Annotated in this window: 23 protein-coding genes; 16 read left to right on the top strand and 7 right to left on the bottom strand. The window is 37.3% G+C overall.

Annotated features, from left to right (window positions below; translation table 11 throughout):
- Positions 1-20: 20 nt before the first annotated feature.
- Both WC623_RS08445 and pyrE read right to left on the bottom strand, forming a co-directional pair.
- Positions 21-419, bottom strand: a complete 399-nt coding sequence (locus WC623_RS08445) for an SRPBCC family protein (protein ID WP_372849913.1) — start codon at positions 417-419, stop codon at positions 21-23.
- 5 nt (positions 420-424) lie between these two features.
- Positions 425-1,084 carry an orotate phosphoribosyltransferase gene (pyrE, locus tag WC623_RS08450; RefSeq protein WP_372849915.1) on the bottom strand — a complete coding sequence of 220 codons (660 nt, stop codon included), beginning with the start codon at positions 1,082-1,084 and terminating at the stop codon, positions 425-427.
- 388 nt (positions 1,085-1,472) lie between these two features.
- On the opposite strand from pyrE, the gene WC623_RS08455 reads away from it, so the two are divergent.
- Positions 1,473-2,333 (top strand): RNA polymerase sigma factor RpoD/SigA, encoded by an 861-nt coding sequence (locus tag WC623_RS08455; RefSeq protein WP_372849917.1) that lies wholly within the window; start codon positions 1,473-1,475, stop codon positions 2,331-2,333.
- A gap of 54 nt (positions 2,334-2,387) precedes the next feature.
- Positions 2,388-3,011 carry an NUDIX hydrolase gene (locus WC623_RS08460; protein ID WP_372849919.1) on the top strand — a complete coding sequence of 208 codons (624 nt, stop codon included), beginning with the start codon at positions 2,388-2,390 and terminating at the stop codon, positions 3,009-3,011.
- Here the strand turns inward: WC623_RS08460 and coaD are convergent.
- The 3 genes from coaD to WC623_RS08475 are packed head-to-tail and all read right to left on the bottom strand — an operon-like array spanning position 3,006 to position 4,830.
- The gene (gene coaD, locus WC623_RS08465) at positions 3,006-3,467 is read right to left on the bottom strand and encodes a pantetheine-phosphate adenylyltransferase (RefSeq protein WP_372849921.1); all 462 of its coding nucleotides are present in this window, start codon (positions 3,465-3,467) and stop codon (positions 3,006-3,008) included. The genes WC623_RS08460 and coaD overlap by 6 nt on opposite strands.
- Positions 3,464-4,009 (bottom strand): RsmD family RNA methyltransferase, encoded by a 546-nt coding sequence (locus WC623_RS08470; protein WP_372849923.1) that lies wholly within the window; start codon positions 4,007-4,009, stop codon positions 3,464-3,466. Before WC623_RS08470 ends, coaD begins: the two co-directional genes overlap by 4 nt.
- Positions 4,000-4,830, bottom strand: a complete 831-nt coding sequence (locus WC623_RS08475; protein ID WP_372849925.1) for a DUF3822 family protein — start codon at positions 4,828-4,830, stop codon at positions 4,000-4,002. Before WC623_RS08475 ends, WC623_RS08470 begins: the two co-directional genes overlap by 10 nt.
- A 52-nt stretch (positions 4,831-4,882) precedes the next feature.
- Between WC623_RS08475 and WC623_RS08480 the strand changes: the two genes are divergently transcribed.
- Both WC623_RS08480 and WC623_RS08485 read left to right on the top strand, forming a co-directional pair.
- Positions 4,883-6,325 (top strand): ATP-dependent RecD-like DNA helicase, encoded by a 1,443-nt coding sequence (locus WC623_RS08480; RefSeq protein ID WP_372849927.1) that lies wholly within the window; start codon positions 4,883-4,885, stop codon positions 6,323-6,325.
- Between the two features lie 16 nt (positions 6,326-6,341).
- Complete coding sequence (locus WC623_RS08485) at positions 6,342-7,028, top strand: MCP four helix bundle domain-containing protein (RefSeq protein WP_372849929.1); 687 nt, start codon at positions 6,342-6,344, stop codon at positions 7,026-7,028.
- Here the strand turns inward: WC623_RS08485 and WC623_RS08490 are convergent.
- The gene (locus tag WC623_RS08490) at positions 7,025-8,341 is read right to left on the bottom strand and encodes a sensor histidine kinase (protein ID WP_372849931.1); all 1,317 of its coding nucleotides are present in this window, start codon (positions 8,339-8,341) and stop codon (positions 7,025-7,027) included. The two genes, WC623_RS08485 and WC623_RS08490, sit on opposite strands and share 4 nt — an antisense overlap.
- A 44-nt stretch (positions 8,342-8,385) precedes the next feature.
- Between WC623_RS08490 and WC623_RS08495 the strand changes: the two genes are divergently transcribed.
- From WC623_RS08495 to WC623_RS08515, 5 genes are all read left to right on the top strand, one after another.
- On the top strand, positions 8,386-8,832 hold the full coding sequence (locus WC623_RS08495; protein ID WP_372849933.1) for a GtrA family protein: 447 nt from the start codon (positions 8,386-8,388) through the stop codon (positions 8,830-8,832).
- A 12-nt stretch (positions 8,833-8,844) separates the two neighbouring features.
- Positions 8,845-10,551 (top strand): ArnT family glycosyltransferase, encoded by a 1,707-nt coding sequence (locus WC623_RS08500; protein WP_372849935.1) that lies wholly within the window; start codon positions 8,845-8,847, stop codon positions 10,549-10,551.
- Between the two features lie 351 nt (positions 10,552-10,902).
- Entirely contained in the window at positions 10,903-12,252 is a 1,350-nt protein-coding gene (locus tag WC623_RS08505) for a TolC family protein (RefSeq protein ID WP_372849938.1), read from the top strand.
- 21 nt (positions 12,253-12,273) lie between these two features.
- Positions 12,274-13,371, top strand: a complete 1,098-nt coding sequence (locus WC623_RS08510) for an efflux RND transporter periplasmic adaptor subunit (RefSeq protein ID WP_372849940.1) — start codon at positions 12,274-12,276, stop codon at positions 13,369-13,371.
- A gap of 20 nt (positions 13,372-13,391) precedes the next feature.
- Positions 13,392-16,772 carry an efflux RND transporter permease subunit gene (locus WC623_RS08515; protein WP_372849942.1) on the top strand — a complete coding sequence of 1,127 codons (3,381 nt, stop codon included), beginning with the start codon at positions 13,392-13,394 and terminating at the stop codon, positions 16,770-16,772.
- Between the two features lie 153 nt (positions 16,773-16,925).
- On the opposite strand, the gene WC623_RS08520 is transcribed toward WC623_RS08515, so the two are convergent.
- A complete protein-coding gene (locus tag WC623_RS08520; RefSeq protein ID WP_372849944.1) occupies positions 16,926-18,059 on the bottom strand; it encodes a histidine decarboxylase in 1,134 nt (377 codons plus the stop codon).
- Between the two features lie 228 nt (positions 18,060-18,287).
- Between WC623_RS08520 and WC623_RS08525 the strand changes: the two genes are divergently transcribed.
- The 7 genes from WC623_RS08525 (at position 18,288) to WC623_RS08555 (ending at position 25,120) form a co-directional block, all read left to right on the top strand.
- On the top strand, positions 18,288-19,070 hold the full coding sequence (locus WC623_RS08525; RefSeq protein WP_372849946.1) for a DUF3050 domain-containing protein: 783 nt from the start codon (positions 18,288-18,290) through the stop codon (positions 19,068-19,070).
- Between the two features lie 436 nt (positions 19,071-19,506).
- A complete protein-coding gene (locus WC623_RS08530; protein WP_372850570.1) occupies positions 19,507-20,469 on the top strand; it encodes an AAA family ATPase in 963 nt (320 codons plus the stop codon).
- A 2-nt stretch (positions 20,470-20,471) separates the two neighbouring features.
- Positions 20,472-21,347, top strand: a complete 876-nt coding sequence (locus tag WC623_RS08535) for a DUF58 domain-containing protein (protein ID WP_372849948.1) — start codon at positions 20,472-20,474, stop codon at positions 21,345-21,347.
- Between the two features lie 4 nt (positions 21,348-21,351).
- On the top strand, positions 21,352-22,332 hold the full coding sequence (locus tag WC623_RS08540) for a hypothetical protein (RefSeq protein WP_372849950.1): 981 nt from the start codon (positions 21,352-21,354) through the stop codon (positions 22,330-22,332).
- Positions 22,319-23,323, top strand: a complete 1,005-nt coding sequence (locus WC623_RS08545; protein ID WP_372849952.1) for a VWA domain-containing protein — start codon at positions 22,319-22,321, stop codon at positions 23,321-23,323. The genes WC623_RS08540 and WC623_RS08545 overlap by 14 nt, the downstream gene beginning before the upstream one ends.
- Before the next feature lie 4 nt (positions 23,324-23,327).
- Positions 23,328-24,365, top strand: coding sequence for a VWA domain-containing protein (locus tag WC623_RS08550; RefSeq protein ID WP_372849954.1), 1,038 nt, complete (start codon positions 23,328-23,330; stop codon positions 24,363-24,365).
- Positions 24,362-25,120, top strand: a complete 759-nt coding sequence (locus WC623_RS08555) for a tetratricopeptide repeat protein (protein WP_372849956.1) — start codon at positions 24,362-24,364, stop codon at positions 25,118-25,120. The genes WC623_RS08550 and WC623_RS08555 overlap by 4 nt, the downstream gene beginning before the upstream one ends.
- Positions 25,121-25,135: the final 15 nt, after the last annotated feature.

The raw sequence follows: 25,135 nt of genomic DNA on the forward strand, positions 1-25,135 counted from the left end.
CCTTTCCTATGTATGATTTGTTATTTTAATATCTCTGCAAGTCTTTCTGTCTGATGATCAGCCAGTTTTTGTAATGGACCAGATGCCAGCATTTTCATCATCATATTCAGGTCTGCCGATATGATATGCGATGCTGTAGTGCCTCCTTTTCCGTTATCTGCTACTGTCCATTTTAATTCCAGATCAAAAGGAGCTTTTTCTGTTGGAACAGCGATTAGCTCTTTGTTTTCTACGCGACTGGTGATTTTAATAGCCAGTTTTGCCATGTTCTGTATCGTAAAACTCGCCTCATCTTCTGTAGAAGACCAGTTGTAGATATTTTCAGGCATAAGTTGCTGGTGATTATTCATATCTGCTAAAAAAGCATATACTTTTTCTACAGGTAAATTGACGTCAGTCGTACTTTCAATAACTGTCATGATGATCAGGTTAGTTTTTCTAATTCATTACCCCACTCTGCTGGGTTTCTACGCCATTTAGTTAAAAGATCAATGTCTTTCTCTGCAATAAAGCTATGTTCAGCAGCGTATTCAATGAGTGTATTATAGTTAGATAATGTTGCATAACGACATTTAGCAGCCGCAAAGTTTTCATCAGCCTGATCAAAGCCATAAGTAAAAATGGCTACCAGTCCGGCAACAGATAATCCTGCATTTCTCAAGGCATCAACAGCTTGTAAACTACTTTTTCCAGTTGAGATCAGGTCTTCTATTACAACTACTCTTTGTCCTTCAATGATTTCGCCTTCAATAAGGCTTCCAGTTCCGTGTTCCTTCGCTTTAGATCTAACGTAAGCAAATGGTAATCCCAGTTCCTGAGCTACTAGGGCACCCTGCGGAATACCTGCAGTGGCAACTCCTGCAATAAGGTCTACAGATCCGAACTCTTCCTGTATTAATTGGGTAAGTTTTTGTCTGATGTAGGTTCTTACAGATGGATGGGAAAGGGTGATCCTATTGTCACAATAGATAGGCGATTTCCAACCTGAAGCCCAGGTAAATGGGTTATTAGGTTGTAACTTAATTGCTTTTATTTGTAATAAAAATTCAGCTACCTTTAATTCAATATCACTTTTATTATACATGGCTCAAAAATACAGAATTCTTTACAATTTGTGTTAACACTACGTTATTGTTATAATGCGTAGTGCGTAAAATTGAAGAAAATGCTCGGTTAAATAAATAATTCCTATAGACACAAATATCGGCAATTATATTTGGCGTTAAAAGAGGTTTTTTGACTTAGACTGATTATCAGATGAATAGGGTTTTTTATTGTTGGACTCTATTGAAATCATAAAACTATTTCCATACAAAATTTTGTTAAAGGCCTTTATTTTTAAGTCAAAAAAATATAATTCTGTTTTTTGATTGTCACTTGGTGGAAAACGCAGTAGTTTTTTTATCCCAATTCTTTTTAAAGAGGTCTTATGACCTTTGTGGGCTTGTAATGACAAGCAATTTAGAACTGAAATGAAAGAAATTAATATAGAAAGATCTGTTACAAACCGTAAAATTGATTCATTTGAACGTTATTTATATGATATGGGTAAGTATCCATTATTAGCGGTGGAAGAGGAAGCGATACTGGCTAAAAAGATTCGCAGAGGCGATCAGGCAGCTTTAAATAAACTGGTTAATTGTAATTTGCGGTTTGTTATAACTGTTGCTAAAAAATACGAATTACCTGGTATTTCACTTCCTGATCTTGTTTCTGATGGGAATATAGGATTGATAAAAGCAGCGAAACGTTTTGATGAGACTAAAGGCTTTAAGTTTATAACATATGCTGTTTGGTGGATCAGGCAATCTATTCTGCACAGTCTGGCGATAAATAAGCGTATGATACGGTTGCCCGGAAATCAGTTAAAAGGTGTCCTGGATTTAAGGAATGCAGAAACTGAACTAGAACAGCATCTACACAGATTTGCAACTGTAGAGGAGATTGCAGAATATATGGATTTGCCTTGCCGACTTATTTTGGAATATATTTCAAATACAGCTTATACTTATTCATATGATGTGCCGATATCATCAGATGGACCGGCGACCAAAGTGGGGACGATTAGTGATACTGAATCGGACTCGCCGGATGCCCAATTGGAAAGTGATACTATAAATATTAATATTGGTTTATTGATGAATGTATTAACTGCAAGAGAAAGAGAAATACTTTGTCTTGCTTATGGAATCGGAGCGGTAAGGTCTTTCGAAAACAGAGAGATAGGGGCGATGTTGGGTATTAGCGCAGAGACAGTCCGCCGTGTAAAAGGACATGCATTGGGAAAATTAAAATCAAGGAAAAATATTGCTATGATGAAAGAATACGCATAAATTTACACACGAAACAATTATAACCATACAGCTTAGAAGTAAAGAATCATTCCTATGAAAACTTACAGGATTTACATCAACGATATTACCTTATATATAACTTCGATTGTTCCTCAGCTTAATGAAGAAATAGAGCGGTTGACTGTACTTGGTTTTAATTTTCAGACATTTTATGCGCAGTTGGATAAGGTTTCTGGTAAAACCTTTGTATTGCTTACAGAAGATCCAAAGTCTTTGTTCAAAAGTATTAAAGAAAGCTGTGTCATTATTAAAGCCGCTGGTGGATTGGTAGAAAGTGCGAAAGGGAATTACCTTTTTATTTTTAGAAATAAGAAATGGGATTTGCCAAAAGGAAAGGTTGAAAAAGGTGAAGGAATGAGGGAGGCAGCATGGCGTGAAGTAGAGGAAGAATGTGGAGTCAAAATCTTTACTCAAGAGGAGAAATTGTGTAAAACCTATCATGTATACACCTTAGGATCTAAAATAGTCCTTAAGAAAACAAATTGGTACCGCATGACAGTTAAAGGGGAACCTAAATTGATTCCTCAAAAAGAAGAAGGTATTACCAAAGCCAGTTGGTTAAGCAAGGCCGAATTGGAGCCTGTAATTGCCAATACATATCCCTCTATTATGGATGTCCTGGAAGCAGGCGAGCTCTTGCCACAGCGGGTCTTATAGGTGAGAGATTGCTTCTTTAGGTAAAAATGGACTTACGTCGCCATGGTTACGAAGTATATCTCGAACAATGGTCGAACTAATCGCTGAATATTCAGGTTTGCTGAGTATGAAAATAGTTTCCATTTCAGGCATCATGGTTTGATTGATTTGCGCAATGGCTCTTTCGTATTCAAAATCTCCGACTGAACGAATTCCTCTTACCATATAAGTTGCGTTGATCTTCTTGCAGAAATCAACAGTCAGTCCTTCATAAAGTTGAACATCTACTTTCGGACTATCTTCAAAAACAGATTTTACAATCTCTTCTCTTTTCTCTGCAGATAAGTAGCTTTGTTTAGAGCTGTTTAATCCTATACCAACAACAACTTTATCAAATAAAGGTAATGCACGCTTAAGTATATCAACATGTGCAATGGTTATGGGGTCGAATGAGCCAGGGAATAATGCAATCCTCATATTGTTTGGGGTTTTTCAAAAAAGCTAAATGAAGAGTTACCGTAACGTCTTGTTTCTTTATATCCGGGTTGGTCTTTCATTTTTAGTAAAGATGGATGTTCTACTATTAACAAACCATTATCAGTAAGTAAGTTATTGCGCATCACCAGTTCTGGAATAAGTGGAATTGTACTCAGGTCATATGGTGGATCGGCAAAAATGATCTGATAAATATGTTTGTCACTTTCCAAAAATTTAAAGACATCAGCTTTTTGAGCATCAATTTCTGTAAGGTCGTATTTTTTGATAACCGACTTTAACCAGAATACGCAGCCAGAGTGTTTGTCGACCGAAGTAACTTGTTTAATTCCTCTTGAAGCAAACTCAATGCTAATGCTCCCTGTACCACTAAACAGATCGAGAACATTACATTCTTCAAAATCATAGGTGTTATAAAGTATGTTAAACAGGGCTTCTTTTGCCATATCTGTAGTAGGTCTCACCGGTAAACTTTCCGGAGCATGAAAGCGGATTCCTTTTAATTTCCCTCCAATTATTCGCATATATCAAGGGCTAAAAGACTACTGTAATAATGAGCAGGCATATCATCTAGAATTCTGTGGTCAATCTCCTTGACAGGGGGTAAATTGAATGTAATGGTGTTGAAATACTTTTCAATGCAGAGGTAGCTTTCGTCGCCAGTATGAATGATACCACTTAAATGAACTTCAGTGTTAGAGGTGTCTATATTGATCTGACTGATGATCAGCAGCAGATAGTAATTGAATTCTTCTGCATTATCAATCTGATAATAATTTTGAAAGATTAATTTTTCACCTACAGTATACAATACATTAAAAGACGTTGCGGTGAAATCCAAAGTTAAAACGGTCTTATCCTTTTCTGCAGCCAATGCAAGAACAGGGGCATTTTGAGTATAGAGTCTGCAGTTTTTTAGTGAAGTAGCAAGTGCATCTTCTGTAAACTGTTGCAGACTAAATATAGAAGTAAAGCCAAAGCTGTTAAATGGCCTTGTATATAAATTATTGGAATGATCGGTCGTAAAAAAACTCGCGTATTGGTTTAATTGCTCCGGGTCATATAGTTCATTAGGAATATTTATGGTATTTTCTGTGTAAACAGCAGCTTTGATTTCATTAAATGGCAGCGTTAAATAAATATCATTTTTAAGTTTTGCCGCTAATCTTGCCGGAACATTATCACATTCCTGTTCATCGTAAACTGCTTTAAGTTGTCTGCAGCTTTTATCAATGATGGCGTAGGAGAAACTGTCTGGTGTTATTTTTAACAACAGGTCGCAATCTGCAGCCGTATTCAGTTCAAATTCCGGATCAACCAGTAGTATGCTGTTTTTATTATCCATATTAGCAAAATTAATCCTTTTTTCTATAAGATCACCATCGCATATTTGTTAAATGGATAAAGCAGCAATTATTGAAGCTTCTTATGAATTCAATCCCACTACGGAACAGCTTGATTTTTGTAGAGAAATGGCTTCTTTTTTATCGCATGATTTAGGGAATCAGTGTTTTATATTGAGGGGCTATGCGGGGACTGGTAAAACTACTTCTGTAGGCGCTTTGGTAAAGGCATTGACAAAATTTAAATTCCGGTCGGTATTATTGGCGCCAACAGGGAGAGCTGCTAAGGTAATGAGTAATTATACCGGTCGAAAAGCGCTTACTATACATAAGAAAATATACAGAAAACGTGCTGCAGTTGGCACAGATTTATCTTTTCAGATAGCACCTAATATAGCCGAGCATACCTTATTTATTATAGACGAAGCTTCTATGGTTGCCGACGAATGGATTACCCAGACTGGGTCATCTTTTTTGAAGGACCTGATGGAGTACGTGTATAATGGGAAAAATTGTGCAGCGATGTTTGTGGGAGATACAGCCCAATTACCTCCGGTAGGAAGTATTGAGAGTCCGGCATTAAACGCTGAATATATGGCTGCTAACTTTGGTATGCAGGTTAAATCTGTAGAACTTAAAGAAGTGGTTCGACAAGAAAAAGAATCAGGAATATTGGCCAATGCAACTATGCTGAGAAAGTTGATTGGTGACCTGGAAGAAGAGGAGGATGGAAATGTTGTGCTCCCGAAGTTCATTACTAAGAATTATAAAGATATTTTTAGAATGACTGGTTTAAAACTGGTTGAGGGCTTAGAATACGCTTATAGTAAGTTCGGTATTGAAAATTCACTGGTGGTATGTCGTTCAAATAAGTCTGCCAATGTTTATAACCAGCAAATCAGGGCCCGTTTACTGTATCGGGAAGAGGAGCTGACGGGAGGCGATCAGATCATGGTTGTAAGAAACAATTATTTTTGGCTTCCGGAAAATGAGTCTACCGCCTTTATTGCCAATGGAGATATGGCCCGAGTTGTTCGGGTCCGACGTATAGAAGAAAGATATGGTTTCCGTTTCGCAGAGGTACAATTAGAGTTTTTAGATTTTCCGGAGGTAGGAGCTGTTACCTGTAAAGTGATGATGGATACTTTGACCGTTGAAGCGCCAAATTTATCTTATGAACAGAATAGCAAGCTATTCGAGGAGTTAAACCTGGATTATGAACATATTAAAAATAAGCGTGATAGGTTTAATGCAATTAAGGAAGATCCTTATTATAATGCGCTACAAATAAAGTTTGCTTATGCTGTTACTTGTCATAAAGCTCAGGGCGGTCAATGGGATGCTGTATTTGTAGACCAGGGATATTTGACTGATGACATGGTAGATATGGATTTTTTAAGATGGTTGTATACCGGAGTAACAAGAGCAAAAAAAGAATTATTTTTAGTTAATTTTGCTGCTAATTTATTCTTGGCTGCAGCTGAGGATGAATTTTAATACTAAACCTCTGCATATGAAATTTGCCTACTCTGTTAAACAAAAAATGAAGATTTCGGTTTTGTTGTTCTGCATTATGGCTTGTACGTTATTGATTCGTTTTTTGGAAGATAAAAGCGTAAAAAGTATGAATGAGTCATTCGTATCGATGTATAATGATAGATTAATACCAGCGACATACTTATTTTATGTAGCAGAAAATGCTTTTTTAAAAAAGTCATTATTTGAAAGGACATTATATGGGGCAGAGCAAGCTTTTGATCCGGCAGAACTTAGGCGAGAGTTGAAAAGACGGAATACTTCAATGGATTCACTAATTAATAAGTATGAGAAAACTTTTTTGGTAAAACAGGAGAAAGATCAGCTACATGAATTGAAAAAAGCCATAATCGCAACTGTCGAAGTTGAAGATAAAATACTTATGGTTGCTGCGGAGCAAGGGATGGAACCGGCCAGAATAATTTATAATAATGAAAGAGCGAAGACATCAATCGAAACGATCAAGAAATTGTCGGGTTTAATGAATATTCAAAAACAAGTAGGAGAAGAACTGATTAAAGATTCTGCATTTATGGTGTCGGGCAGCAAATTATACTCAGGTTTACAGGTAGCCCTGGCAATTGTCATTGGTATTTTAATAGTAGGAATAGTTTTTACCTCTAATGTTGTAAAAATCAGTAACGATAAATTTAATCTGAATTAGTTTAAAGGAAGGGAAACTGTAAATGTCGTTCCCTCATTTTCCTTACTTTGCAGGGTGAGTGTTCCTTTATGTTGTTCTATAATTTGTCTGGAAATATGAAGTCCAAGTCCGACTGATTTTTCTCCTCTAAGTCCAGGTCTGCCAGCCTTTGAGAATTGATCGAACAGAAGTGATTGCAGGTCTAAAGGAATGCCAATTCCAAAATCTGTAACCTTGATCATACATGAATCATCAAATTTTAAAACATCTATATTGATTGGGCTTCCAGATTTTGAGAACTTCAACCCATTTACAATCAGGTTATCAATTACTCTCGTTAATTTAGATGTATCTATAGCTGCTACAAGTTCCTGGTTAGAAGCATTAAAAACAATTTGACGTTCATTTTTTAGATTTTTCTGCCAGTTATAGCAGATTTTGTCCATAAAAGCAATGATGTTGGTGTTTTGAAGTCGGAAGGGTGTTTTGTCGTGTTGCGCAATTTCTAATAAATCGTCAATAATACTTTTCGCTTGTCGTGTTGAACTTAATATAAGTTGCATTTCTGTATTGTCATTCTCTTTTTGCTCTTCTAATACAATTCTTGTTAATGCTTCAATGTTATTGAGCGGGTTTCTTAAGTCATGAGCTACAAAGCCAAGGATTTCACTTTTCTGATGGTTTAGTAATTGTACTTCAAGATTTTTTTCTTCTAGCTGCTTTACTTTTACAAATTGTTCCGCTCTAAAGTAATAGCTATATCTTGAACAAGCATACATAAAAAATGAAAGAACCCCTGACATGATGATATTGAGTAGTTTTTGTAAGCTATTGATATCTGGAATCATCATGGCCACCACAAATAGAAAAACTATATAGATAGAAATAAGTATAATGTGTTTAAGTTCAAGAGCGAAGAAGATACTTACGGCCAATACACCTGTCAGAAATATGGTAAGTGTATTTTTGGGGTTAAACTGAGAAAACAGGTAACTAATCGTGAAGGAAGTTGACAATAGAAACAAACAGAATACCAGTACTATTGAGTTTCTGATACTTGTACTCCAATTCTCGCGTTTTATAGCATAGCTACTTAGAATGATAAATATAGCCGAACCACAAATCTGGATAAAGTTTAAGATATTGTAGCTGTTCAGATTGGGCATTGATGCCAGCTCTTCATTATAAAAAATGCTGGTCATACGCACTCCAATCGCTATCATGAGTAAAACTGTTGCAAGAATGGCTACTTGCTTAATGTTAATATAGCTGTAAGTATTCCTAAATTCATAAGTATACTTATCCGGGATTTTATATCTGAATAGATGGAACACCTTTTTATTTTGGTAGTAAAAATAATGAATGGAAACGAAATTATATGATTATTATATTATTTTTGCTGAAAGTAGTAGATATGAGCCCGATTGCAGCTATTGAATTTAATTATGCCTTTCTTATTAAGCTCTTAAAATTCGGCATTGTAGGTTTCGCTGGGTTAATTGTTGACTTTACCGTTACTTATATCTGTAAGGAGAAATTAAAGATTCATAAATATGTTTCCAGTTCTCTTGGCTTTACGATCGCTACTGCAACTAATTATAGATTGAATCGTTTTTGGACATTCGATAGCCATGATGAGGCAACAATGACCCAGTTTGGAAAGTACTTTATGATCTGCCTGGTAGGGCTGGTTTTAAGTAATATTTTAATCTATATCCTGAATGATAAACTGAAATGGAATTTTTACTTTGCTAAGGCATGTGCAATTGTCATTGTATCATTGTGGAATTTTTTTGCAAATTATCTGTATACATTTACCAATTAAATCCTGCTATTAATGTTGGAAACAAGAAAAAGAGCTGAGCAAACCTTGTTTGTTTTTTTAGGACTATGGACTTTAATCAACATTATTCAGGCAACTTTTGTAGAGGTACATGCCGATGAAGCCTATTACTGGGTTTATTCACGTTTCTTAGATTGGGGCTATTTTGATCATCCTCCTATGGTGGCCTTGTTTATCAAAATTGGAGATGCAATATTTCCATCTACCCTGGGATTGAGATTACTTACAGTTATTACAAGTACATTGTCTGTTTACCTTTTATGGAAAATAGTAAGCAAGTATGCATATAATGTTATGCTATTTGTATTGCTTTTTTCGTCGATCGTCTTGTTCCATGTTTATGGATTTATTACTTCTCCGGATGCACCATTGTTCTTTTTTACGGTATTGTTTTTATATATCTATCAGCGTTATGTAGAGGCCGATAAGTTTAAATGGGCATTTTTACTGGCCCTGGTTATAGCTGGTATGTTGTACAGTAAATATCATGGTATATTGATCTTGTTCTTTACCATTATTTCTAACTTTAAATTATTAAAAAGGCCTACTTTCTGGTTTGTTGTAGTCATTTCTATTATTGCCTTTATTCCTCATATCTGGTGGCAGATTCAAAATAATTATCCTTCCTTTTATTATCATGTAATAGATCGTTCGTCGGCTTATTATAAATTTAGTTTTACTACTGAATATATCATGGCGCAACTGGCACTGGCCGGACCGCTTGTTGGTTGGTACATGTATAAATCTGCTGTTAAGTTAAAACCGGAAGATGCATTTATCCGTGCAGTGAAATTTAATTGTGTAGGTATTTTCATATTCTTTTTGATCAGTACCTTTAAAGGAAGGGTTGAGGCACACTGGACTTTGCCAGCGATGATTTGCTTGTTGATTCTTGCTTATGTGGCTATATCCAGGTATCCTGTTCCTAAATGGCTTGAAAGGTTGGCTATAGTGAATATCTTTCTTATAATTCTTGTCAGATTGATCCTGATTTTCCCTATTGATGCTTTGAAGAAAGTGAAAATTGTAGATTATTATTATGGAAACAAGGATTGGGCAAAAAGTATAAAAGAGAAAGCAGGTGATGCACCTGTGATATTTAGCAATAGTTTTCAAATTCCTTCAAGGTATAATTTCTACACCCATAGTACTAAAGGTTTTGGTTATGATTCCAGGTATTATAGGAAGAACCAATATGACATTTGGCCATTGGAAGATAGCTTAAGAAACAAAAGAGCTTACTTTATTACGCATCCGGATGCAGGATTTGAACAGTTGGATACGATTAAGACTAGCAAAGGTGTTTATTATGGAGCTTGGTTAGATCAGGTTAGAATGTATCAAAAGGTTTCTGTAAATCCATTAGTGGTGCCGGAAGAAGTAAGGGCTGGTCAGACTCTAATGCTGGACTTGAAAGTTTATAACCCTTATGATGAAACTATTTCTTTGGGTAATGCTGATCAGAAGTGGAAATGTTATCTGGAATATGGCTTTAAGCATGGTCCTGATTTGGGGGAGTTTAAAGCTGTTGATGCGGATATCGAAAATGTGGTTATCGGTTCTAAACAATCTGTAATTATAAAAGCTTCGGTTCAGGTACCGGTTGAAGAAGGGAAATATAAAATGATTTTCTCTTTGAGGACGGATCCGTTTGGAGGAGCAAGGAATAGTGGTATGATCGCTATTAAAGTGAAAAAATAACCATTCTCCTCTAGGACTGGAATCTTTGCCTGAAGGAGGCAAAGTTCCTATGTCCTTTCGGAGAAGGTAATTTTTTTGTCAAGCATGATGTATAAATAGCAGGATGTTTAAAATTGGTGTATAGCTGAAATGATCAGATAATTGGATCGTTTCAGCTATTGTTGTTTTATGCTGTTTCTGTTATTTACGAGGTCGCTATAAAATCCTGGAAAATGATTATATTCAATTATGATTTGATTTTTTTATCCTAAAAAGCAGAATATTTATGTCGCAATAGCCCCTTAATTTGTCTGAATTACACCTTTACGATTTAATGGTTACGAATTATCTTTGATTATATAACGAATGATTATGAAATGTAAACCTTGTGTTATTGCACTTCTGTTTATAATGGTAGGTACAATTAGTAAGTCCCAGGATAGGGATAATCTAAACTATACGTTCAGCTTAACAGAAGCGATAGATTATTCATTGAAACATCAGACAGCGGTATTAAATTCAACTATAGATGAAGAGATAGCCCGAAATACAGTGAAGCAAACTGTAGGTATTGGGCTACCACAAGTTTCTGCTTCATATAGTTTTCAGGATTTTTTAAAGTTGCCTACAACCTTACTGCCTGGCGAATTTTCAAATCCTCCCTCAAGTACGCCTATACCAGTTAAGTTTGGTACAAAGTATAATTCAACAGCGGGTATTGAGTTGAACCAGCTGATATTTGACGGTAGTTATATAGTCGGTTTACAGGCCTCTAAAACTTATAAGGAGCTATCTGTAAGGAATAGTAAACGAACCAGGATAGAAACTGCAGTTGCGGTAACTAAGGCTTATTATGGAGCATTGGTAAACGGAGAACAACTTTCCTTAATTGATGCGAATTTAAGCCAGCTTACTAAATCACTAAATGATACTGAAGCCATGTTTAAAAATGGTTTTGTGGAGAAGATTGATGTAGACAGGTTACAGGTGTTGAAGAACAATCTGGAAACGGAAAGAGAGAATGTAATTCGCTTATTGCAGATGAATATCGATATGCTCAAATTTCAGATGGGAATGCCTGTTCAGGCAAGTCTTAAATTAACAGATAAGATCAGCGATGTGAGAGCAGAGCCTGTTCCGGTAATGGGAACGGATACAACGGCTTATAGGAGCAGGATTGAGTATTCATTGTTAGAGACGCAGAAAAAATTAAATGAGTTGGATTTGAAAAGACAGAAAAGCTTGTTTTTGCCAACATTAAGAGGTTTTGCCAGTGCATCAAAAAACTTTCAGTCGGACGAATTTGCTAAGCATTTTGATCAGAGTTTTCCTACTTCTGTAATTGGGCTTACGCTTTCCTGGAATTTGATTAGCGGCGGACAACGTATTTATCAGGTTCGTAATGCCAAACTGGAGGTCATGAAGACTGAGAATGAGTTGTTCAATGCTAAGAACGGAATTACTAATGAAATTTCTGTCGCGCAGAAAGTATATATCAACAGTCTGCGTTCAGTTGAAAATCAACAGCGAAATCTGACACTTTCGCAAGAAATATTAAGGGTGACCCGCATTAAATATGAGCAGGGAGTTGGTTCAAGTTTGGAAGTAACCAATGCTGAAACTGCAGTTAAAGAGGCGCAAAACCATTACATCACTGCTTTATACGATTTGCTGATCAGTAAAGTTGATCTGGAAAAGGCGGCGGGAAGAATTAATTATTAACCTCAAAAAATAGTTTTAACGATGAAAACATCACTATATACCCTGGCATTAGCACTTATCTTATCCTCCTGCTCAGAAAAGCCGAAAGATAAAAAGGCCGAATTAGAGAAGCTTAAAAAGGAGCGTATTGCCCTGGATGGAAGAATAGAAAAACTGGAAGCTGATTTGGGACAGAAAAAAGTTCAGGCTGAGTCGAAAGATGTTGTCGTGTCTGAACTTTCTGAAACGCATTTCAGGAATTATGTAGAGGTACAGGGTAAGGTTGATGCTGAAGATAATGTAGAGATCATGCCAGAATCTCCGGGAACAGTGACTGGTATTTTTGTAAGAGTGGGACAACACGTAAATAAAGGACAAGTATTGGCTCAGCTGGATGATAAGGTTTTGAAACAGAGCGTTGCTCAGATGCAGACACAACTTGATCTGGCTACTACAGTATTTAATCGTCAGAAAAATCTATGGGACCAGAAGATAGGTACAGAAGTTCAGTTTCTTACGGCAAAAAGTCAGAAGGAGGGATTAGAAAAACAGTTGGCAGGATTGAAGTCGCAGGCTGCAATGAATAAAATTAAAAGCCCTGTTTCGGGAACTGTAGATGCAATGGAGCTAAAATTAGGTGCTTCCGTTGCTCCTGGCTCGCATACTGGTATTAGAGTGGTAAATGCTAATAATCTTAAGGTTAAAGCATTGGTGTCTGAAAACTATGGAGGTAAGGTGAACCAGGGAGATGATGTTGAAGTTTCCTTACCTGATGTACCTGAGACTTTACAGGCAAAGATTTCATTTGCAGCAAAGGTAATTGATCCGGTATCAAGAGGGTTTAATGTTGAAGTGAAATTACCTTCAGGTAAAAGGTACCGCCCGAATATGTTAGCTGTATTGAAGATTGTAGATTATAGAAATGATAAGGCGTTGGTAGTTCCTGTAAATGCTATTCAGAAATCTGAAACAAGTGAGTATGTTTTTGTCGCAATGAATGGAACAGCAAAAAAAGTAGATATAAAAACTGGAAAAGTATCTGATGGTAAAGCAGAAGTACTTTCGGGTTTGAAAGCTGGTGATAAGGTAATTATAACAGGATTTCAGGATTTAAATGATGGGGACTCTGTTAAATTATAAAAGATTATTCATAAAAAGATATGAAGGATATTAATAAAGAGTTTCGACCGTCTAGCTGGGCGATTGATAACAGAACTGCCATTTATGTATTTACATGTTTACTCATGATTGCCGGTTATTTCTCTTACCAGAGTCTTCCTAAAGAGAATTTTCCAGAAGTAGTCATCCCTAAGATTTTTGTGCAGACAGTTTATTATGGAACATCTCCGGCAAATATGGAGAATCTGGTTACAAAACAGTTAGAAAAGGAAATCAGAGGGACATTAGGTTTAAAAAAAGTAACCTCAAGCTCATTTCAAGACTTTTCTTTTATTACTGCTGAGTTTAATGCCGGTGTAGATATCAAAGATGCGAAACAGCGAATAAAGGATGCTGTGGATAAAGCAAAAACGGATCTGCCCTCTGATCTGCCTGATGATCCGGTGATTATGGATATCAATCTTTCAGATTTGCCAATTATGTATATCAATATTTCAGGTGATTACGATCTGAAAAAACTGAAGGAATATGCTGATGATATTGAGGATAAGGTAGAAGGATTGAAAGAGATTGCCGGGGTAGATATTGTAGGTGCATTGGAACCGGAGATACAGATTAATGTTGACTTACGTAAAATGGAATCCGCTCAGCTTTCATTTACAGATATTGAAAATGCTGTGCAATATGAAAATCTTACCATCTCCGGTGGGTCTGTGAAAATGGATGGAATGCTACGTACCTTAAACATTAAAAAGGAATTTAAAGACGCGCAAGAGATTGGCGATATGATCGTTAAAACACCGACTGGTGGTTCTGTATATTTGAAAGATATAGCTGAAGTGAAGGACTCCTTTAAAGAGCAAAACAGTTATGCCCGCCTGTATGGCAAAAATGTAATTACCTTAAATGTACGTAAGCGAAGCGGGGAGAATCTGATTGAGGCATCAGATAAGATCAATGTTATGTTGAAGGATATGAAAGGAACGGTATTGCCTTCTAAGCTTGATATTACTATTACTGGCGACCAGAGTGACCAGACTCGTATAACACTACATGATTTGATCAATACCATTATTATTGGTTTTATCCTGGTTACCTTAATTCTGATGTTTTTCATGGGGGTAACGAATGCCTTGTTTGTGGCCTTATCTGTGCCACTCTCCATGTTTATTGCTTTTCTTTCCATGCCTGTTTTAGGGGGGATATTCGATTTCAATTTTACCATGAACATGATGGTGCTGTTCTCCTTTTTACTAGGTTTAGGTATTGTGGTGGATGATGCAATTGTGGTGGTGGAAAATACGCATCGTATTTTTGATAATGGAAGGGTACCTATTGTTCAAGCTGCTAAAACAGCTACAGGGGAGGTGTTTTTGCCGGTGTTATCGGGTACATTGACTACCCTGGCTCCATTTTTTCCACTGTTGTTCTGGCCTGGGATCATCGGTGAGTTTATGTATTTTCTACCAGTTACGTTGATTGTAACCCTTTCTGCTTCTTTGGTTGTAGCTTATATCATAAATCCTGTTTTTGCAGTCGATTTTATGAAACCTCATGATGATCATGAAAACGATAAGCCCACTTTTAATAGAGCTGTTAAAATTACTTTGCTGGTTTTTACTGTAGTAGCATTGCTGGGATACCTTGTTAATTTTGGAATAGGGAATTTTGTGGTATTGATGGCCTTACTTTATCTGTTGAATCATTTTGTACTGAGCAGGGTGATTAAGAAATTCCAGACTGTGATTTGGCCTAAGGCAATTAATGGTTATCACAACCTGATCGTTTGGGCTTTAAAACGTCCGCGGACCATGATCTGGAGTACAGTAGGTTTGTTTTTTCTCACTTTGTTCCTGGTCAGTGTAGTACCACCAAGGGTTGTGTTTTTCCCTACTGCAGATCCTAACTTTGTTTATGTTTATATCGAATTACCTGTGGGTACCGACCAGGCTTACACAAGTAAAGTGGTGGAAAAGATTGAAGCAAAAGTTATTAAAGTAGTTGGTCGCAATAATCCTGATGTATCTTCTGTCATTTCAAACGTGACTGTTGGAGTTACTGATCCACAAGGTGAAGATCAAGGTGAATATGCCAACAAGGGGAAAGTTACAGTTGCTTTTGTCCCTTTTGGTAAACGAACTGGAGAAGCGACCACAGGTTATCTTACTAAAATTCGTGATGCTGTAAAGGGAATTCCTGGTGCAGAAATTAGTGTGGCACAGGAACAGGGTGGTCCACCAACAGCTAAGCCAATCAGTATTGAAATTACCGGTGATAACCTGGATTCTATTGCGATAACATCGGATCGCTTAAAAAAGTACTTGGATAATAAACAGATTGCTGGTGTAGAGGAGCTTAAGTCGGATTTTCAAAATAATAAGCCTGAGATTATTTTTGATATAAACAGGGAGAGAGCAAATAGAGAGGGAATTTCAACAGCTCAGATAGGTGGTGCCTTGCGGACAGCACTGTTTGGTAAGGAGATATCAAAATTCAGGGATGAAAATGATGATTATGAAATCAATGTACGTGCTCAGGAGGATCAGCGGAATAATCTGGAAGCATTGAGAAACATGAAGATTACGTATAGGGATATGGCTATGAATGGTATCATCAGGCAGGTGCCGATCTCTTCTTTTGCTGATATTGATTATGTGAATACTTATGGTGGAATTAAGCGTAAGCAGCAGAAAAGGATCATTATTCTTTCGTCTAATGTTTTATCGGAGTATAATGCCAATGAGGTAGTAGCAAATATTCAATCTGAGATCAATGAATTTAAAGCACCTGACGGGGTGGAAATTAAGATGGCTGGTGAGCAGGAGGAGCAGTTGGAAACTGCGGCATTTTTAGGGACTGCCTTAATTAGTGCCTTGTTTATCATTCTGATTATTCTAGTGCTTCAATTTAATTCAATCACTAAACCAATTGTGATTTTAAGTGAAATCTTGTTTAGTATTATTGGGGTATTGCTTGGTGTGACCATTTTTAGAATGGAGTTGTCTATCGTTATGACTGGATTAGGGATTGTTGCACTGGCCGGAATTGTTGTGCGTAACGGGATCCTGTTGGTGGAGTTTGCTGATCTGATGGTGAGTCAGGGGATGGAGGTTCGGGAAGCTGTGATTGAGGCAGGGCGCACCAGGATGACCCCGGTGTTGTTAACAGCAACGGCAACTATGTTGGGCTTGATTCCGCTTGCTGTAGGGCTAAATATAGACTTTGTGACGATGTTTACGGAGTTTCATCCACACCTTTATTTTGGTGGTGATAATGTGGCTTTCTGGGGGCCTTTATCGTGGACGATTATTTTTGGATTGAGCTTTGCAACTTTCTTAACACTGGTCCTGGTGCCGTGTATGTATTTGGTGGCGGATAGTAATTCGAAAAAGGTTAAAAACCTATTAAAAGGGAAAAAATAACCATTCTCCTCTAGGACTGGAATCTTTGCCTGAAGAAGGCAAAGTTCCTATGTCCTTTCGGAGAAGGTGATTTTTTTGTCAAGCAGGGTGTATAAGTAGCATGGTGTATAGCAGCAGGGTGTTTAAGTAGCAGGGCTTATAATAGCAGGACGTTTAAAGGACTGGTATTTCTGTGGCTTTGATTTCTTGTATCAGTTGATCGATTTGATTTTTAGTGATGTTGGGCATGCAGATGATGTGCGACCAGCCACCTTCGGCTGCGAGTTGCCATTTTTGTCTGATTTTTACATCAGGCTCAGGGAAGTTTACTGTGATGGCATTGGCATTGCGCCATGCGGGGATACCGATTTCTTTGAGTTTTTCTTCTGCATAAGCGGCGGTTTCAAGGCAATGTTGAGCACGTTTTTTTAGGCCGGTTATACCCAGTTTTTTGATGGTATACCATAAGAAGAGTGGGCTATGTCCATTTCTAGAGCCTGAAATAGTAGTGTCCATACTACCGATGTAGGCTACAGAACGGGCAATGCGGTCGCGGTTTGATTTTTTGGCTACAACTACGCCGCAGGGCATGGGTGATCCTATGAATTTATGACCGCTAATGGCAATGCTATCAGCGCCGTCAGCGAAATCGAATGCTGGTCGTGGTTCAATTAAAGCACTGTAGCTGCCGGATAAGGCACCGTCTGCATGAATGTAATAATGTTTGATGGCCAGTTTCTTTAGGATGAGTTTGATTTTACTGACGTCGTCACGTGCTTCAGTCATGGTAGTGCCTATATTAGCCATAATGATAACAGGCATATGACGGTTCATTCTTATGGTGTTTTCCAGATCTTCGTAATCAATCTCTCCGTTGTCTTGGGTACTAATTACAATGTTAGACATATTCAATAGGTGCAGGTTCTTTTGTACACTGTAGTGCGTAGCCTCTGAGTAGTAAACCATTCCCTTTGGATGTAGCTCTCTGGCAAGGTACAAGCCATAAAGGTTTCCTTCAGAGCCACCATTGGTTACATACCCCCACCAATCGTCAGTTTGTGCTCTGAATAGATCGGCAAAGAATTGCACAACTTCTTTTTCTAATTCACGAGAACCAACAGCATAAGTGGATGGAACAAATGGATCACCAAGGTTATTCATAGGATATTCCAGAAAAGGGGTCAATTCTGAATAGTCGAAATCTTTGGATACAGGATATCCCATGAAATGTCCGGTATTCAATTTTACTTCTTCCAGTAATTTTTCCAATGTTTGGTTTTCGCCTGATGATAAGGAGTTTATGCTCATTTTTCTTTATGTAAGTTAGTTTTGTTTAAGTCGCAAATTTACACACAAAAGAATAATATGTTATTTGTGTTTATGGAATTAGAATATTATTCTGTATTTTATTTTTATTTAAAATTATGGTCTGAATTTACGTCTGAAATTTTGCACTAGCATTAATGAAATTTTGTGCATTAACAAACAATCAAGATTTACTTTTACATTTGCAGCCTAAATAAAAAGGGGGACGTAATGAACGGGCATCTGGAAAACATACAAACATCAATTATCCCATTAAGGGAACAAATCATTAATCATAAAGTATATGCAGTAATTGAAGACCTAAAGGATTTACGAATCTTTATGGAATATCATGTATATGCAGTGTGGGACTTCATGTCTTTGTTGAAATCTTTACAGATCAATCTAACCTCTACAAATGTACCATGGTTTCCTGTAGGTTCTGGTAGTACACGAGCATTGATCAATGAAATTGTTGCTGGTGAAGAATCAGATATTGACGCACATGGTGTTCAAAAAAGTCATTATGAAATGTACCTTGATGCCATGCAACAATGCGGTGCAAATATTAATGATATCACCCAATTTATTGAAACGTTAAAAGCTACAGGTAATTTTGAGGAGGCATATACCACTGCTAATACCCCATTAGAGGCCAGAAAATTTGTAGATTATACCTTTGAAATAATTAATAGCGGAGCAGCACATTTACAAGCCAGCACCTTTACATTTGGACGTGAGGATTTGATTCCAAATATGTTTCTAACTATCGTAAATGACCTGAACAGAAAATTTCCTGATCAGATCTCTCTCTTTAAATACTATTTAGACCGTCATATTGAAGTAGATGGCGATCATCACAGTCACCTGGCCCTGGCTATGACTTCAGAGCTTTGTGGCGAGAGTGAATCCTATTGGAAAGCTGCGGAAGCCGCAACCATTAGATCCCTTCAAAAGAGGATTGAATTATGGGATGGCGCTTATCAAAAGATCTGCTCTGCGAAATTAAGCTAAGGCTAACTCAACGGCCTGATAATCTGTACTACAGTAATTGTGGCAATATACTGCTATGCATATTATATGATCGTGCAATTTAATAAGTCATGCAACTATGACAAACGATTTGCAAGACCTGTTGCTATCATTTGCTGCTTTATTTAGGTCTTTTACTGTGGATCTGAGTTTTGACCAGGAATTTTGGTTGCTCAGAGGAGACATAGGATTAATTTTTTTCTTCCTTCAAAAAGAAAAAAACTTATTCCAGTCTCCGAAGAGTCTGCCTAAATTCCCTTTTTAACATATTTTAACATTATATTTCACTATTTGCTGCTGCGAAAAAAATAAGTTTGTCTAATTTTCGCAATAAATAAAAATGTGTGTATAAATGGAAGAAGTAACTAATATTACTGAGCATTCTTCGTATGGAACAGATATCCGTGCACTGAATGAAATGATACAAAAGGAAAGTGCTTTTATTGATCTCCTGATCATGGAAATGGATAAAGTGATTGTTGGTCAGCGGTATATGGTAGAACGTTTGCTGATTGGTTTATTAGCTGACGGACATATTTTATTAGAAGGGGTCCCAGGATTAGCAAAAACATTAGCGATCAATACTTTGTCGAAAGCAATTGACGCTGGATTTAGCAGGATTCAGTTCACACCAGATCTATTACCAGCGGATTTGCTTGGTACAATGATCTATAATCAAAAGAAAGAAGAATTTATAGTTAGAAAGGGACCATTGTTTTCAAATTTTATCCTTGCCGATGAGATTAACCGTGCGCCGGCGAAAGTGCAAAGTGCTTTATTAGAAGCGATGCAAGAGCGTCAGGTTACTATCGGCGACAATACTTTTCCGCTGCCAAAGCCATTTCTTGTTTTGGCAACACAAAATCCGATAGAACAGGAAGGAACCTATCCTTTACCAGAAGCTCAGGTAGACAGGTTTATGCTGAAAGTAGTGATCGGTTATCCGAAAAAGGAAGATGAAAAGAAAATTATGCGTGCAAATATTGCACCTCAGGGAATGCCGACACCAAATGTAGTTGTTCATACTGATGATATTTTAAGAGCAAGAAAGGTAGTTAAAGAGGTGTATATGGATGAGAAAATCGAACAATACATCATTGATATAGTTTTCGCTACCCGTTTCCCTGGTGATTATAAGCTGCCAGAATATAAAAATCTGATCAGTTTTGGAGCTTCCCCTCGTGCCAGTATCAACCTTGCATTAGCAGCAAAAGCTTACGCCTTCATCAAAAGACGTGGTTATGTAATCCCGGAAGATGTAAGAGCAGTTTGTCATGATGTTTTAAGACACCGTATAGGTTTATCTTATGAGGCAGAAGCTGAAGATATCAATACAGAAACCATCATTACAGGAATATTAAATGCTGTAGAAGTGCCTTAATTATGGATACCAAAGACCTGTTAAAGAAAGTTAGAAAGATCGAGATAAAGAGTCGTGGCTTAAGTAATCAGATTTTTTCTGGAGAATACCAATCAGCCTTCAAAGGGCGTGGTATGGCCTTTAGCGAGGTGCGGGAATACCAGGTAGGGGATGAAATCCGTACCATCGATTGGAATGTAACGGCCCGTTTCAACCATCCTTACGTAAAAGTATTTGATGAAGAAAGGGAAATGACAGTAATGCTGCTGGTAGATGTGAGTGGATCAAAGAACTTTGGAACACAAGTTCAGTTGAAACAGGAGCTAGCTACTGAGCTTTGTGCCGTAATATCTTTTTCTGCAATACAGAACAATGATAAAGTGGGGGTACTGTTTTTTAGTGATAAGGTGGAAAAGTTTATTCCACCGAAAAAAGGTAGAAGCCATATTCTGATGATCATCAGAGAGCTGATAGATTTTAAACCGGAGAACAAAGGTACCAATGTTGCAGAGGGATTACGCTATTTTACCAGCGCCATAAAAAAGAGATGTACGGCTTTTTTGATTTCAGATTTTATGAGTGGTCCTTTTGAAAATGAACTTAAAATTGCCAATCGAAAACATGATCTGGTTGCTTTAAGATTATATGATAAGCATGAGGAAACCTTTCCGAATTTAGGGTTGATTCCGATAAAAGATGAAGAAACTGGTCAGATTGAATGGGTAAATACAGCAGATAGAGATGTGCGCATTGCTTTTGCAGCAGCGGCATTGGAAAGAAACGATAAGCTGGAAGAGCAGTTCAGGAAATCTGGTGTAGATTTTACCAAAATCGGTACCCATGAATCTTATATTAAACCATTAATGACTTTGTTTAAGAAAAGGGAAACCAGGAGATAAGGATATGAAACAATATTTTAATTTCAGCTGGTGTTTGATCTTGTGTTTAGCCGGTTTAACTTATACGGCAAATGCTCAGAAAATAAAAGTTGAGGCTACACTGGACCAGACTAGTATCAAGCTGGGAGATCAGACTATTTTGCGTTTAAAGGCACATTTGCCAGTGAATGCTAATGTAGATTTTCCAGTACTTGCAGATACTATTTCCTCGAAAGTACAGATTGTAGAAATGGGCAAGACTGATACCCTTTCTGACCAAAAAAATCCAGGGATTACGACCATCAGCAGGCAATATACCATAACATCATTTGATTCTGGCCTGCATATGATTCCGTCCTATGCTTTTGGGAGTAAAGATGGGAATCTCACTACACAAGCAATTCCTTTAGAGGTAGCCGAAGTAAAAGTGGATACCACAAAAGCTATTTATGATATTAAAGAGCCATTAGCCGTGAGCTATTCATTTATGGATTGGTTAAGGGACAATAAAAAATTAGTAGCATTTTCGGTTTTAGGTGTTTTGCTTATTGCAGCACTGATATGGTACCTGATAAAAAAACGTAAAAACAGGCCGGTAAAAGTTGAACCAGCCAAACCTGCTGTGCCACTGGATATCCAGGTTTTAGAAAAGCTAAGTACTTTGAAAGTGGAGAAACTTTGGGAGCAAGGAAAAGTAAAAGAATACCATAGCGAGTTAACAGATATCATCAGGGATTACCTGGAAAAGAGGTATCATATCAATGCTTTGGAACAGACTTCCGAGGAGATATTTTCGGGATTAAGACATCTTGAAATCCCTGAACAGCAAAGAAATGGCTTAAGGCAAATGCTCTTGTTGGCTGATCTGGTGAAGTTTGCAAAGGCTAGCCCTTTAAATATTGAAAATGAACAGAGTATGGAAAATGCGATTAGTTTTGTAATGAACACAAAACCTGCTCCATTTACAGATCATAAAGTACAAAATAACAATAATGAACCTGTTTAGCGGAATTGAATTTGCCAATAAAGGCTTTCTTTGGTTGCTGATCATCATTCCTTTGATGATAGGTTGGAATATCTGGAGGAAGAATAAGCTTCAGGGAAGTTTACGGATGTCGGCTGTAAAAGGATTTTCATCAGTTAAAAAAAGTAAATATGCCAGCTTGAGGCACTACGGAATTGTATTGCGTATTTTGGCATTTATTGCATTGATTCTTGCCTTAGCTAGACCACAATCTGCTTTCAGTTGGCAAAATTCTACTACTGAAGGTATTGATATTATCATAGCTACCGACATCTCGGGAAGTATGCTTGCCGAAGATTTAAAACCAAACCGTTTGGAAGCAGGTAAACAAATTGCTATCGACTTCATAAAAGACCGTCCGGAAGACCGTATTGGTTTGGTTATTTTTAGTGGTGAGAGCTTTACTCAGTGTCCGCTCACTATTGATCATGATGTACTGATTAATCTTTTTGCTGAGATTAACAATGGAATGATTGAAGACGGAACAGCTATTGGAATGGGATTGGCGACAGCAGTGAACCGTTTAAAAGAAAGTGATGCTAAAAGTAAGGTGGTGATTTTGCTTACAGACGGTTCTAACACTACAGGCTCTATACCACCTTTAACGGCAGCAGAAATTGCCAAGCAAATGAATGTGAGGGTTTATACAGTGGGCGTTGGTACTAAAGGTTATGCACCTTACCCTGTAAAAACACCTTTTGGTACCGAGTATCAGCAAGTACCGGTGACTATTGATGAGGGAGTATTGAAGAATATCGCCAAATTAACAGGTGGACAATATTTCCGTGCTACTAATAATGCCACACTGAAAAAGATTTATCAGCAGATCGATCAGTTAGAGAAAGCGAAGATTGCCGTTACTCAATACCATAAAAAAACGGAACGTTTTGTCCCATTTTTGTTGATTGCATTGGGATTGCTGATGTTGGAGTTTTTGTTAAGAAATACAATTTTTAAAGGAGCCTTAACTTAATGATATGTTACGTTTTGAACACATAGATTTTTTATGGGGACTACTGTTAATCCCTTTGATGGTGGTTATCTTTCTGGTGGTTCGCAGATGGAAAAAGAAGGCATTATTGTCGTTGGGCGACGAACATACTGTTAGAAGAATGATGCCTGAAGTTTCTTTAAGCAGACCGGTTTGGAAGTTCAGTTTATTCGCATTGGCTTATGCCTCATTGGTAATAGGAATAGCAAATCCTCAGATCGGAACTAAAATTGAAGAAGGGAAGCGTAATGGAGCAGATCTGATGATTTTGCTGGATGTATCGAATAGTATGCTGGCCGGTGATCTGGCTCCAAATAGATTAGAAAATGCCAAACGGGCCATCTCTCAAATGATAGATAATTTACGCAACGACCGCATAGGTATCATTATTTTTGCAGGAGATGCTTATGTGCAGTTGCCTATTACTACTGATTATTCTGCGGCTAAGTTATTCTTAAATAATATCACAACAGATATTGTTCCTACACAAGGTACGGCTATCGGGGCTGCAATAGATATGGGGATGAAGTCCTTTAACTTTGTAAATGGCACCAGTAAGGCCATGATTTTGATGACTGATGGTGAAAACCATGAAGACGATGCAGTCTCTGCTGCTAAATCTGCCAGTGCAAAAGATGTTGCCATTCATGTTATTGGCTTGGGATCACCTGAAGGTGCGCCTGTTCCGATTTATAAAAATGGAAAGCCTGTAGGCTTTCATACAGATGAAGCAGGTAAAACGGTAGTCAGCAAGTTAAATGAAGAAATGTGTAAAGAGATTTCAGAAGCAGGTCAAGGTGTTTATGTGAGAGCAAGCAATGCTAACAGCGGTTTAAACATTGTGATGGATCAGGTGAATAAAATGGAGAAGAAGACCTACGATAGTAAGAACTTTAAGAATTATGAAGACAGATTCCAGTTTTTTGTTGGATTTGCGCTTTTGTTATTGGTTTTGGAATTCTTCATTTCTAACCGTAGAAATCTAAAATTGAGTGAGTTGAATTTATTTGAAGTGAGGTCATGAAGCAATTTATCATTGTTATATATATAGTATTACAGGGATCCGTTGTCTTTGCTCAAAAAGAAAAGAGAGATATCCACAATGGTAATAAGCTATATCAACAGCAGAAATATGCAGAAGCAGAGGCTAGCTACAGGAAATCTGTAGAGAAAACAAAGGAGTCTGTAGCCGGTAATTTTAATCTTGGTGACGCCCTATATAAACAGAAGAAGTTCGATAATGCTGCACAGAAATTTAATGAGATTGCTACTACGTCTGATAATAAATCTGTAAAGGCACAAGCCTATCATAACCTTGGAAATTCATTGCTGGAATCTAAAAAGCTGGAAGAAAGTATTGAAGCCTACAAGAAATCATTAATGAATAATCCTAAAGATGACCAGACGCGTTACAATCTTGCTTATGCTCAGGAAAAGTTAAAGCAGCAACAGCAGCAGGAAAAGGACAATAAGGATAAGAATAAGGATAAAAAGGATCAGAATAAAAAAGAACAGGACAAGAAAGATCAAGATAAAAAGGATCAGGATAAGAAAGACCAGGACAAGAAGGATCAGGAAAAGAAAGATCAGCAAGACAAGGATAAAAATGATCAGGATAAAAAGGATCAGCAGGGGCAACAGCCACAAGCTGATAAATTATCAAAAGAAGATGCTGAGCGAATGCTTGAAGCCTTAAAAAATGAAGAGAAGAATACCCAGGATAAGTTGAAAAATAAAAAGGCAAAAGGGGTAAAGAAACGTATTGTTAAAGACTGGTAAAGGAGTATAGCGCGA

The sequence above is a fragment of the Pedobacter sp. genome, assembly GCF_041645105.1.
GTDB lineage: Bacteria > Bacteroidota > Bacteroidia > Sphingobacteriales > Sphingobacteriaceae > Pedobacter.